The 12,655-nt window shown below is 60.1% G+C and carries 9 protein-coding genes; 5 read left to right on the top strand and 4 right to left on the bottom strand.

Annotated features, from left to right (window positions below):
* Positions 1–47: 47 nt before the first annotated feature.
* Positions 48–1,937 (bottom strand): PTS fructose transporter subunit EIIC, encoded by a 1,890-nt coding sequence (locus BN1137_RS03055; protein WP_050717199.1) that lies wholly within the window; start codon positions 1,935–1,937, stop codon positions 48–50.
* Positions 1,938–2,643: 706 nt separating this feature from the next.
* Between BN1137_RS03055 and BN1137_RS22255 the strand changes: the two genes are divergently transcribed.
* Entirely contained in the window at positions 2,644–2,799 is a 156-nt protein-coding gene (locus tag BN1137_RS22255; RefSeq protein WP_157433605.1) for a hypothetical protein, read from the top strand.
* Between the two features lie 155 nt (positions 2,800–2,954).
* Here BN1137_RS22255 and BN1137_RS03050 read toward each other — a convergent pair whose 3' ends face one another.
* Positions 2,955–3,500 carry a YgjV family protein gene (locus tag BN1137_RS03050; protein ID WP_050717198.1) on the bottom strand — a complete coding sequence of 182 codons (546 nt, stop codon included), beginning with the start codon at positions 3,498–3,500 and terminating at the stop codon, positions 2,955–2,957.
* Positions 3,501–3,962: 462 nt separating this feature from the next.
* On the opposite strand from BN1137_RS03050, the gene BN1137_RS03045 reads away from it, so the two are divergent.
* Complete coding sequence (locus tag BN1137_RS03045) at positions 3,963–4,487, top strand: phospholipase D family nuclease (protein WP_050717197.1); 525 nt, start codon at positions 3,963–3,965, stop codon at positions 4,485–4,487.
* 96 nt (positions 4,488–4,583) lie between these two features.
* Here the strand turns inward: BN1137_RS03045 and manA are convergent, their stop codons facing one another.
* Positions 4,584–5,783, bottom strand: a complete 1,200-nt coding sequence (manA, locus tag BN1137_RS03040; RefSeq protein WP_050717196.1) for a mannose-6-phosphate isomerase, class I — start codon at positions 5,781–5,783, stop codon at positions 4,584–4,586.
* Between the two features lie 116 nt (positions 5,784–5,899).
* On the opposite strand from manA, the gene BN1137_RS03035 reads away from it, so the two are divergent.
* Together BN1137_RS03035 and icd are read left to right on the top strand one after the other, a co-directional pair.
* The gene (locus BN1137_RS03035; RefSeq protein WP_050717195.1) at positions 5,900–6,775 is read left to right on the top strand and encodes a helix-turn-helix transcriptional regulator; all 876 of its coding nucleotides are present in this window, start codon (positions 5,900–5,902) and stop codon (positions 6,773–6,775) included.
* 202 nt (positions 6,776–6,977) lie between these two features.
* Entirely contained in the window at positions 6,978–8,231 is a 1,254-nt protein-coding gene (icd, locus tag BN1137_RS03030) for an NADP-dependent isocitrate dehydrogenase (RefSeq protein WP_050717194.1), read from the top strand.
* Positions 8,232–8,318: 87 nt separating this feature from the next.
* On the opposite strand, the gene BN1137_RS22250 is transcribed toward icd, so the two are convergent.
* The gene (locus BN1137_RS22250; protein ID WP_106886258.1) at positions 8,319–8,495 is read right to left on the bottom strand and encodes a hypothetical protein; all 177 of its coding nucleotides are present in this window, start codon (positions 8,493–8,495) and stop codon (positions 8,319–8,321) included.
* A 785-nt stretch (positions 8,496–9,280) separates the two neighbouring features.
* Between BN1137_RS22250 and BN1137_RS03025 the strand changes: the two genes are divergently transcribed.
* The gene (locus tag BN1137_RS03025; protein ID WP_050717193.1) at positions 9,281–12,574 is read left to right on the top strand and encodes an ImpA family metalloprotease; all 3,294 of its coding nucleotides are present in this window, start codon (positions 9,281–9,283) and stop codon (positions 12,572–12,574) included.
* Positions 12,575–12,655: the final 81 nt, after the last annotated feature.

Here is a 12,655-nt window from a genome sequence, read left to right as displayed (position 1 = left end):
AAAAGGGGCCGGAGGGCCCCTTTTTTATCTCAATGTGATGCGGTTTATCAGGCCACCTTGCTGCTGCCAGCCTGGGTACGGGCCAGTAATCCATCTGGATTATGGATAGCATCCTTGGTCTTAACATCGATTATTTCGATATTAGCGAAGCGTTCTCGGTTCTTGATGGCCACGTCGTGGGCCAGGATGACGCAGCGGGCGTTGGCCACGTCCTTTGCCGTGATGCGGTTGATGATGCCGTTGGCGCCTTGGGTCTCCACTTTGAGCTTGATGCCCGCCTTGGCCGCCGCCTTTTGCAGGCTCTTGGCGGCGAGGAAGGTGTGGGCCACGCCGGAGGGGCAGGCGGTGATGGCGAGCACGTCAGCTTCCCCTTCCGCTTCGATGGCCTGGTAGTCGGTGTTGGCAACGGTCACTTCGTCCTCCTCGGTCACCGGTTTTTTCAGCGCGTTGACGATAAGGGCCGTGGTCAAGGCGCCGAGCACGGTGCCGAGGATATAGCCCATCTTGCCTTCCACTACCGGTAACACTATCCAGCCGCCCCAGGGGGCGTGGTTGATGCTGTGCATCATGAAGCCGGTGATGTTGCCGACGATACCGCCCGCGACTATGGCCGGGATGACCCGCACCGGATCGGCGGCGGCGAACGGGATGGCCCCCTCGCTGATGCCGATCATGCCCATGATGGCGGCGGCTTTGCCTGCTTCACGCTCTTCCTTCTTGTAGCGACGGGGCGAGAGCAGGGTGGCCAGCGCCATGCCAAGGGGCGGCACGCAGATGGCGATGCCGACGCCGCCCATCAGCCAGGGCTGAGTGTTGACCTGGGTCTGGGCGAACAGGGTCGCGACCTTGTTGACCGGGCCTCCCATGTCAAACGCCGTCATGCCACCCAGGATGGCGCCCAGCATCACCTTGCCGGAGCCCGCCATGCTGGAGAGCCAATGGTTCATCCCTTCCATCATGGCGGCGATGGGCGCACCTATGACCCACATGACGATGCCACACACCAGGAAGGTGCCGATCAGCGGATAGATGAAGATGGAGCCGAGCGAACTCATGGAGTCCGGTAGTTTGATGCGTTTGAGCTGATTGACGATCAGCCCGGCGATAAAGCCCACCAAAATGGCACCGAGAAAACCGGTGTGAAACTGCTGCACCGCTATCCAGGAGCCGATCATGCCGGGCGCCAGGCCCGGCTTGTCCGCCATGGAGTAGGCGATGTAGCCGCCGAGCACGGCGGTAAACAGGGTCAGCCCCGCGATCCCCATGTCGGCCATGTCCTTGAGCACGCCGGCCTCGGGCACCGCGCCCTTGCCGCTCATCATGACAGACAGCGACAGCAGTACGCCCCCCGCGACGATAAAGGGGATCATGTGAGAGGTGCCAAACAGCAGGTGCTGCTTGAGGGTGCCGAGCTGGGCCTTGATGCCGCGTGCCTGCGGCTCTGGCGGCTGGGATGAGGTCTGGGTTTTTGCCTGTGGCCGGGTGCCGGATTGAGCGCTGGTCAGCAGGCTGAGTACCTCGGCCTTGCTGCGCGCCGCCTGCATCTGCGGGATGAAGCCGGGTTCCAGCAGCTTGGTGGAGAGTTCGGCCAGCACCTCGATATGGTGATTGGCACCGCCTGCGGGGGAGGCAATCATGAAGAACAGCTTGGAGGGAAGGCCATCCTCGGCACCAAAGTCGATGCCTTGCTGGCTGATGCCAATCACGATGGCGGGCTGGATCACTGCCTCGCTCTTGGCGTGAGGCAGGGCGACACCCTGTTCGAAGCCGGTGCTGTCGAGATTTTCCCGCGCCCAGAGATCGCGCACGAACTGATCCTGATTGCTTATCTTGCCGCTCGATTTCAGCCGGGCAGCCAGTTCGACAAACAGCCCCTGCTTGTCTTTGGCCGCGATGTCGAGGCAGATCAGTCCTTCATCTATCAACGAGGTGAGCATTGGTGTCTCCTGGCTCCTGCGAGCCCTGGTGAGGTGATGTTTGGATGGAGAAAACGATTGACCCCGCTATTGTTTCGTCCAACGGTGCCTCACCGAAATCGGAGATATGTGCCCTTTACTGGAGTTTTGTGTCAATGCCTTCGGCCTGTGACCCTGCTCGCATTTCGCTTGATGGGTGTTAACCTGACCTGGTTTTAATAAATGTATTTAAAAACAATTAGTTAATCTCATAGATGTTATGGGTGAAACCGCGACGAGTGGATTTGCCAATATTGGCCGTTCAACCTGAATGGAGATTTGTGCGCCTCAGTCTCCCCTTAAAATGTGAGCCATTTGGCAAAATGGAGGCTGGGCGGGGTCATGACACCCGCCCGCAAGGAGCAAGAGGAGGCGAGGTAGGATTGAGTGAAAAAAACGTGCATAGTCACAAGTCATCTGCAACCAAGGTCATGAGGTCGCCATGGTTAAGTCAAGTGATTGATAATAATCTGTTATTTGTGATTTTTGAGATGATTTTTTTCAACGCTTTGAGGGTGTTTTGGGTGGCCTCACAAGAAACCCCACATCATTTTTTAGATTGGTTTTTGCATAATCAATCGTTTATTTGGTTGGACAAGGGAGGCGGGATTGGTGTCCAATCAAGGGAGCAGGTTGGCCAACAGTGCCGTCAGCCAGTGTGTAACCCGAGATGTAAGGAGACATCCTGATGGAAAAACTTGACCAAGAGATCGACACCATGCGCCAGGAGTTTGAGTCACAAGGCCAGAAACAGGCCCACGACAAATGGCAGGCCCGAGTCGATGAACTGCAACGGGAACGGGAACGTTCAGAAGAGTCCCAGCCGGAAACGGCAGAACACTAGCCCGCCGACGGCCACCCTGTGATGGCCATCGGTCAGCAGACAAATCAAACCCCCAGCGCCCGACAGGACGCTGGGGGTTCTTTATTTCACGACTTACCCTTCCTGTCGCAGTGTTAAATATTGATTTCAATATCAATATTGGAGTTAGTGACTGCTCAATTTGATGCTGGTAGTGGTTGTCGCCACATGCGGTACATGGTGTGGCAGTTGATAAACAGGAAGCTGACCTCAATCAGGCTGCCACCGATGGAGCCGATCAGGATGTTGTGACTGGTCCAGCACAACCCGCCCGCCAGCATGGACAGTCGCAGCACTATGCCCTTGGCGCGAAACAGCCCCCAGGTGCCGATGGTGGTGCCGATGATGGGCAGCCATTGCACCGGGCTGTTTATCCCCGGAATGCCGAGGGCCCAGACCAGCAGCAGGAAGAACAGCATGACCCAGGGACTGCGGGTGTGCCCGGAGGCGACGGTGCGAGCGCAGCTGAGGCCTGCGCTGAGAGCCGCCGTGCTGGCCCCCATCAGCAAGAAGTGAAGGGCGATGGCCCCCTGATAGAGGCATAGCCGCAGTCGAAAACGGCCGTCGTCCCGCTGCCGGAAGGCGCTGATGCCAACCAGCATGGCCGCGAGGCCGATGCCTTGTGCCAGGGGTTGTTGTTGAAACAGCGTCCAGACAGGCGCCAGCCAGTTGTTATCTGCCATCACAAAGAGGCTCCATTTCAAAAATGTGCCACCGCCAGAAGTTGGGCGCGCGGCAGTTTGCTTGCTGGCTGTCTCGGTAAGAAGAGCGGCCGACGGAGTCAAGAAATGACCCATGGGAATCTTGGTGCTGGGAGCCGGCATGGAGGTCGTGCCAATGGGGCTTCAGTCTGGCCCGTTTGCAGTGGGCGGCGGCTTTGACAAGGGGGCCGGGCTGCCAGAAGGGACCCTGCCTGACGGGAAATCCTACCATGTGACCGGTTCCCGTCAAAGGCGCCGAGGCCTCTGGCGTGCAACAGCCCCAGCTGGACGGCGTAGGCCGCGCTTGCTTCCCCTACCGCTTCTATTTGCCGTTTGGCGGCCTTGCCAGCGGTGGCAAGGAGGCGCACATTGGCAGGCCAATCGGGATAGTGACAACGATCATCAATAGGTAAGCGAGCCCGGCTTCGCTCATCGAGGTACATGATGAAGAGTGTTCGACACGCCACGGCGGCGATCCTGCTCTGTCTGCCGCTTATGGCCAATTCAGCCCCCAGCGTGCAGGTCGGTTTCTCGCCGGAAGGCTCGGCCCGCGCCCTGGTGCTGGCCACCATAGGGAGCGCCAGGCACCACATCCGCATGCTGGCCTATGCCTTCCAGGCGCCCGATATAGTAGAGGCGCTGGTGGCGGCGAAACAACGGGGGGTCGAGGTGCAGGTGGTGGTCGACAAGCAGCGCAATCAAGGCAAGGCGAGCAGGGCGGCCATGAAAGAGGCAACCCGCGGCGGGGTGGCGCTGCGCACCAACGATCGCTTCCACCTTCATCACGACAAGACGATCATCGTCGATGACAGCACGGTTGAGACCGGCTCCTTCAACTTCGCCCCCTCCGCTGAGACGCTCAACTCGGAGAACCTGGTCGTCCTGCACGGCATGCCGGACGTCGCTCGCCAATACCTGGCGCATTGGCAGTCCAGATGGGCGCAGGGCGTGCCTTATTCTGCGCCATAAGGCGGTGCAAAGTGGTGCAGAGCAGATACGACGAGGGCCATCATGGATGGCCCTCGTTTTTTATGTGTTTGGCATGTCACTGCCTTGCATCCGGCCTTAGCTGCGGTTGCCGGCGCGGGCGACCCGGCCTTCGGCCAGCAGCTGATAGCGGCCGGTGGCGGCGGGGACGAAGGCCGATTGCCCCAACGCCAGGCGCAGCGTCTCGTCACCCCGTTTGAGCACAACGGGACCGTCGATGGCAAACAGGATCTCGGCGCTGGCGGTGGTGAGGTTGTGTTCCCCCGCCGGATAGACGCTGAAGGTGAAGTCCGGTACCGGTACATCGAAGTGCTGCACTGCACCCTCGAGACGGGGGCTGAGCAGGATCTGATCATCCGGTTTGGCCACACAGCGGGTGCAGTCCAAGAGCTCTGCCACATCGATGTATTTGGGGGTGAGCCCGGCGCGCAGCACGTTGTCGGAGTTGGCCATGATCTCGAGGCCGGTGCCGCGCACATAGGCGTGGGGTGTGCAGGCATCGAGGAACATAGCCTGGCCTGGTTGCAGCGTCACTACGTTCAGCAGCAGCGGTGAGAACAGTCCCACATCACCGGGGTATTGGGCGGCGAGTGAGCAAATCAGCGCGAAGGTCTCCTCATCCTGATGCGCGGCGGCATAGGCCAGCAGGCCCGCCAGTGCCTCATCCTTGCGCGCCCCTTCCAGGATCAGCAGCTGGTGGAAGAAGTGTTGCAGTCCCGCCTCGTGCTGGTTGGCGGCAAGAGCCTCAACCAGGTCACAGAGGGCTGGTACATTGACCCGACCGAACAGTGCCAGGATGGCGGGGATGGCGCGAAAACCGTTCATCGCCTGATAGGGAGTGAGGGCGAACACCAGCTCCGGCTTGTGGTTCGGGTCTTTATAGTTGCGATTGCCCGCCTTGAGAGGGATGCCGGTGGCTTCTTCCTTGGCAAAGCCGACTTCGGCCTGGGCCTTGCTCGGGTGCACCTGGATGGAGAGCGCTTTCTCGGCACACAGTACCTTGAACAGGAACGGCAGGCTGGCAAAACGGGCGACGGTGGCTTCCCCCAGGGTGGCGGCAGGGGCTGCATCGATAACGGCAGAGAGCTTCTGGGCACTGCCGGCCAGGCTCACTTCGGAGCAGCCGTTGGGATGGGCACCCATCCACAGCTCGGCCTGGGGCTTGTTATCCGGGTTGGGGATGCCAAACAGGCGGGTGAGGGCGTCATGGCTGCCCCAGTCGTAGCCCTGGATCGGGTTTTTCATCAACAGAAAGGAGGGCAGATCGCTACTGCTCATAAGGGACGCCTCGGTCTTGTTTGAATAAAAGGGTGGAATTGACACTCCGAGCCGGACTATAACATGGGCGGTTGCGGCCATCGCAATCGCTTGCTTCTCTCTTGACTGGGATCATCATGTCACTCATTTTCAGCCAGCTGCTCGACGGCGCCCTCCACGAACAGGTCCCTTTTGAGCAGATCTGGTTTGCCAGCGAGCAGGGTGTGCCGCCAGGTTTCAGCTATCAGGTCAACTTTCCCCGCCTCGAGCTGGTGTTCAGCGGCGAATACCTCAACCAGATCTGGGACAAGGAGTCGGGTTGCAAACAGGTGAGCGTGCAGCCCGGTCAGGCGCTCTACATCCCGCCCAACGGCTGGAACAAACCGCAATGGACCACCGACTGTTCGGTGCTGAGCCTGCTGTTTGGCAAGCGTCAGCTCGGCTTTAGCCTGGTGAGCAAGCGCCGTGAGGACCCCGATTTTTTCGACGTGCAAAAGCACAGCATCATGGCGCGAGCCGGCCATGTGATCGAACACATTCTGGCGGCGCTCAACGTGCTGGCCGAGGATCCCGGCCGCTCCCCCACCGACAACCACCTGCTGCAGGCGCTGCTCACCAGTGCGCGCCAGCTGCTGGCGGAGTCCGCCGCCGAGCGGCCGAGGGGAGCGGACTTGTTTCACGGGATCTGCATCTATATTCAGGAGAATTTTCACCGCCCCATCAGTCGCGACTCCATCGCCCACCGCTTCAACGTCTCGGCCAGCCATCTCTCCCACCTGTTTCGCGAGCAGGGCCACATGCGCCTGGCCGATTACATCAGCTGGGTGCGGATCGACAGGGCCAAATTCATGCTGAAAAAGTACCGCTTCCGGCTGGAAGAGGTGGCGAGCCGCTGTGGTTACGCGGATGTGAACTATTTTTGCCGGGTGTTCAAACAGAAGACCGGGCTGACCCCCTCCCAGTACCGCTCCCTGAGTCAGCCCCAAGGGCAGACGGAGTCGCTGCTGGAGTGAAAAAACCGGTCATGGAAACATCGCCAGGCGTGGCGTTGAAGGATGCCGACATGCGCCAATCTGGTGCAGCCGAAGCGCACTGTGATCCAGTACTCGACTATGGTCGGACATGCACGCTCGCCATTTGATTATGAAAATGGATGGGCTAAGATGGCCGCGCGTAACGATCAGATTGATAACAAAAGGACGTTAGGAGATGCCGATGGAAAGCAAAGTAGTTATCCCGACCCAGGGTCAGAAAATCACAGTCGATGCCAATGGCAAGCTGAAGGTTCCCCACAACCCGATCATCCCGTTTATCGAAGGGGATGGCATCGGTGTGGACGTGACCCCGGCCATGTTGAATGTGGTGAATGCCGCGGTCGAGAAAGCCTACAAAGGCGAACGCAAGATCGCCTGGATGGAGATCTATACCGGCGAGAAATCGACTCATGTCTATGGCGAAGGTGCCTGGCTGCCGGCCGAAACCCTGGATTTCATTCGTGAATACTGCGTGGCCATCAAGGGCCCGCTGACCACTCCGGTCGGTGGCGGTATTCGCTCCCTGAACGTGGCCCTGCGCCAGGAGCTGGATCTCTACATCTGCCTGCGTCCGGTGCGTTACTACGAAGGGACCCCGAGCCCGGTCAAGCGTCCGGATCTGACCGACATGGTGATCTTCCGCGAGAACGCCGAAGACATCTACGCCGGCATCGAGTGGAAGGCTGACAGCGACGAAGCGAAGAAAGTCATCGCCTTCCTGAAAAACGAGATGGGCGTGAAGAAGATCCGCTTCCCCGAGTCTTGCGGCATCGGCATCAAGCCCATGTCCAAGGCCGGTACCGAGCGTCTGGTCCGTGCCGCCATCGAGTATGCAGTCGATAACGATCGCGACTCCGTGACCCTGGTGCACAAGGGCAACATCATGAAGTTCACCGAAGGTGCCTTCAAGGATTGGGGCTACGCCCTGGCCCAGAAAGAGTACGATGCCCAGCTGATTGACGGCGGCCCCTGGTGCTCCTTCAAGAACCCGAAAACCGGCAAGACCATAGTCGTGAAAGACGTCATCGCCGACGCCTTCCTGCAACAGATCCTGCTGCGTCCGGCCGAGTATGATGTCATCGCCTGTATGAACTTGAACGGTGACTACATCTCCGACGCCTTGGCCGCTCAGGTCGGTGGTATCGGTATCGCCCCTGGCGCCAACATCGGTGACGGTGTGGCCCTGTTCGAAGCAACTCACGGCACCGCGCCCAAGTATGCCGGTCAAGACAAGGTCAACCCGGGCTCCCTCATCCTCTCCGCCGAGATGATGCTGCGCCACATGGGCTGGGTCGAAGCGGCCGACCTCATCATCAAGGGGATGGAAGCGGCCATCGCCAACAAGACGGTCACCTATGACTTCGAGCGACTGATGGAAGGCGCCACCCTGCGCTCCTGCTCCCAGTTCGCCCAGGACATGGTCGACCAGATGTAATCCGATCTGCCAAAAGCAAAACCGGCGCCATGAGCGCCGGTTTTTTTATGAGTGGCAGGCCCGCTGGCCTGCAAGGTGCACCTGCCGTCAGGTGGTCTTTTCCACGTGCTGTTGGTAGAGCTGCTGCCACTTGCTGCTCTCTGCTTCGTCGCCCTGCGCCTGCCAGAACTCGCAGATGGAGTTGGCAAGTTCGGAGGCCATGGCGTGATCGCCATCGCGACGGCTCATCAGATATTGTCCCAGCCAGCTTTGATACTGTTTCATAGCCCGATCCCCTTATCTAAGGTGTCCTTGGTGGTCGCCCGTCTGGCCCATCTACTCGGCCAGAACTGACTCAACCAGGTCACTTGTTGTGCTGCGCACGACTGCTCGTTGTTATCACCGGATTGGGTAGTGATCTCGCCGGATGAGGGCGTTAACGGGGCGCAGATGTCAAAAAACGGCCTCTATCTTATCACAAAATAACCAACTTGGGGGGATTGACGGCAAGGGGAGGGGAGTGCTGGGCGGCAAGCGTTGCGCAAAGAACATGCCATCTTGCTGATCCATGAAGAGAAAAACCAATCAGGGTGGCAGCTCCTGCAGATGAAAAAAGATAAGATAGGGGCTCTGGCTGGGTGTGTTTCCCTCCCTGTTTGCGCACTATCGGCGCTTGGATCCCCCCAGTTCTGCACGATGACGGCGCCACAATCACTGTGCCCTGGCTGACCAGGGAGATATTCCCCGTAATAAGCCAAAAAATCTGACCTGGATGGGGTGGCGCTGAGCCCTTGATGGCCGTTGCCATGATGCCCTTCGATCGACTCTTTCGTGAAAACCGATGGTGCGAGCCGCGCCACTTTTCTTCATGTCCCATCGCCGAGGGCTGAACCCCACGGGCGACGAACGGTGCACGCTCCCCTGCGTCGCATCTTTGCCGTCAGGTGTTTGTCAGCGGCATGCGTCGCAGTGCAGTGGCCCCTGCGACTTGGATCGAGGGCGGGCAGCTGAGATGCAATGACGCTCTTCTGTATTTACATTAATAAAAATCAATGTGTTAAGGGTTATTGATGAGACGAGTTTCTGTACTGGCTGGCGCGATCCTGTGCCTGGCCGGCTGTGGTGGTGGTGAAGAGTCAACGAACGAAAATACAGACTCCGGCGTGGAGCAAGTCCCCGTCACCCCGACCCATCCCGATGGGGGACAAGGGGGAGATGGCAACCCATCCAACCCGACGGATCCCGATACGGGCCAGGGGGGCGATGCCAGCATCTCTTACACCGCCAGTGCCAAAGTGGAGGGGATGGGGCAGATCCTGCCCGCCAGCCTGGTGGTACCTGCCGGCCAGACGGGCCGCTTCACCCTGGTGCCCGCGCCTGGCCATGTGATCGCCGAGGCAAGCGGCTGCGGCGGCGTGCTCAAGGGCGTGCAATACAGCACCGCCGCCATGAGCGTGGATTGCGTGGTGACGGCCCGCTTTATCAGCAATGTGGCACTGGCCCTGCAGCGGCAGGATCACCGCCTGGCCAGCGCAGACGAGTTGATCAATTTCGCCCGCAGCAGCATGACGGACGGGGAGCGGGTGCGCAGCGCCCTCGTCACCACCCTGTATCAAGGGATTGATGACATCAGCTGGCACCCCAGCCACGATTCGGTCAGTTTCAGCAGCTACCGGCCGACTCATACCTTCAACGTGCTGCCCGTCAACATCGATGTGGATGGCAAGCCCACCAGCGGCGGGCTGGTAATGGCGTCCGAGCAGGATCAGCGCATGGTCGCCATGGCCTCCAGCCTGTTCTCGATCGATACCTCGCCCGGCACGGACAAGCTGCTCAGGCAGCTGATCCACTGGCTGACCCGGGGCCAGGATGAGGTGCAGGGGCTGAGCGTGGTGACGGCCCAGCTACCCGGCGCCGAGACCTACTGGTTCCCCTATAACGAGAAGGTGCGTGGGTGGTTGAACACGCAATATCCAGGTTATCGCGTCAATGCCGCCAACAGCTGTGATGCCAGCGCGCTCGCCGGTTGCATCGAGACCCATCAGCCGGATCTCATCATCCTCGGCAACGCTGACCGTCAGCGCCTGGGCTTCGAGGGCATCGCCGTCGCCATGGCGCAAGCAAGGCTCGCCGGGATCCCGCTGATCCTGACCAACACCAGTCGTGAGGCCAGCCCCATGCTGGCCCCGCTCTATCAGGAGATGGGGCTCAACGTGCTGGGCAACTACTGGCCACAGCGGCGGGCTGACCAGGTGACGGCTCAGGCGATCAAGGCCGAAGATGCCGCGCTGGTCGCGGTCGACAATCTGCTGGCTGACTTGCAAACGGAGCATTTCGACACGGCCGTGCTGGATAACTGCGGCGGCAACTTCCTCTACTGCAACGATGCCGGTTTCGCGACCGCCTTCAAGAGCGGGGCCGATTGGCTGCGCAATGCCAGCATTAGCCTGGACAGGGCCGGGCGCAATCCGTTCGATGATCCCCGGCTCGCCTTGCTGCAGGCCAGCCTGCTGCTGGCCGACAAGTACCGCAGCGCCATCGACTACCCGATCGCCTGGCGTGAATCCGCCTCCTGGCAGCAGGCCATGTTCGCCGATTGGCTGGTGAGCTATGCCCGCACCAGCAATCAGCCACAACCGGATCTGGGGGAGTTTGTCATCGACGCCCGCCAGCTGGAGAAGGATCGTCAGGCTCATTACCGCTATCCGGCCACCCAGAGTGAACGCAAGCAGATTGCGGTGCCCTATACCGATCAGTGGACCACCACAGGGTGGTACGCCTTGCCGGGCCAGATCATTACCCTGACGCGCCACGACGGTACCGATGTGGCGGTCGAGGTGAAGCTCAATTACCACAGGCCCAATACCAACCGGGCCTATGAGCAGAAGGTTTACCGCGCACCGCTGGAGCTGGCGACCCAGCGCCTGACGCTGGGCAAGGGGCAGCGTATCCAGTTCTCCACGCCCTACGGTGGCCCCATCTACCTCTATCTCTCTGGCAGTGGCGCCCCCCTGCAAGTGGATGTGACAGCTGAGGGGGTGGCGAAGCACCCTACCATCATGGATTTCAGCAGTGACGCCGAGATTGCCGCCTTCGAAGCGGTGATCCGGGATACCGAACTCCCCCATGTGGATCTGCGCACCGATGGCGCCGAGCAGCATCTGAGGCGCGATCGCTTCCTCGGTGCCATCGATGCCAACACGCCGGACGTCAAGGCACTGCTGCGCAGCATCGCCAGCGACCACATCAACGCCGTCTATACCCTGGCGGGCTTCAAGATCCAGGGCAAGACGCTGGCCGAATCCCTGCCCGGCGACGTGCAGGCCATCTGCGGTGCGCTCTTCGGTCAGGATTGCCTCGATGAGACCCTGAACACCAGGCGCACCATCCAGCACGCGAACTATGACCAGAACGCCCAATGCGGCAGTGGCTGCAGCGGCAACCCCTGGGACGCCAGCTGGAACATCTCGCCCACCGGCTGGGGTGACAACCACGAGCTGGGCCACAACCTGCAGACCAACAAGTTGAACGTGCAATACGTCAGCGATGACAATCGCCATAGCTGGTCGGGTTATGGCAGCCGCGCCGGTGAAAACTCCAACAACATCTTCCCCTATGTGGTGCAGTGGCGAACCCATTACCTGCGTGATGGCAACACGGCGGGCTTACCCTTCAGGCGCGATGGCTTTGACAAGGGGATCTTCTTTGCCTGGATGTCAGATGCCGCCGGGGTGACCGACGCCGCGGGCAATCGGGTGGTGCTGGGCTCGGCTTGCCGCATCATGGATGTTGGCGTCGATCGCTACACGGCGCCCTGGCAAAGCAACGCTTATGCGGTACACAACGATTACCGCATGGGGTTTTATATCCAGATGGCACTGCGCGCCAACGGCATGGCCTTTGCCGACGGCACCGCGCTGAGCAATGGTTTTGATATCTTCACCCTGCTCTATCAGCACGGCCGGATATTTGATAAATACGCGACCGATGCCGCCGCCTGGGACGCTCATCGCGATCAGCTGGGCTTTGGTCTGTTCCCCTTCTCCGGTGATGTGGTCTATGGCGGTAAATCGGTGGCAAGCATCCCCGGCAACGACTTTATGCTGGTCTCCCTCAGCAAGCTGACCGGTGTCGACTGGGCTCCTCATTTCGATATGCTGGGGCTGCGCTACACCCGCCTGGCGGCGCAGCAAGCCGCAATGAACGGCAACAAGGGCAAGCTGCCGATGGGGCTCTACGATCTCGCCGGATTCATACCTCCACTGAACCTGACCCTGGGGCTGCGCTTCCTGCCGCTATTGCCGACGGATACCAGTATGCGATGGTCGGACGGCAGTTCGCCGTCCCTCTGTCCCAAAGTCTGACGTCTCGGTGTGCTGACGCTCATGTCGCCCGTTTGAGGCGGCATTGAGTGACCCCTAATATGCAAAAAATCCGAAACCCCG

The organism is Aeromonas tecta (assembly GCF_000820185.1).
Taxonomy (GTDB): Bacteria; Pseudomonadota; Gammaproteobacteria; order Enterobacterales; family Aeromonadaceae; genus Aeromonas; species Aeromonas tecta.
This window is presented reverse-complemented; position numbering and strand designations above follow the sequence as displayed.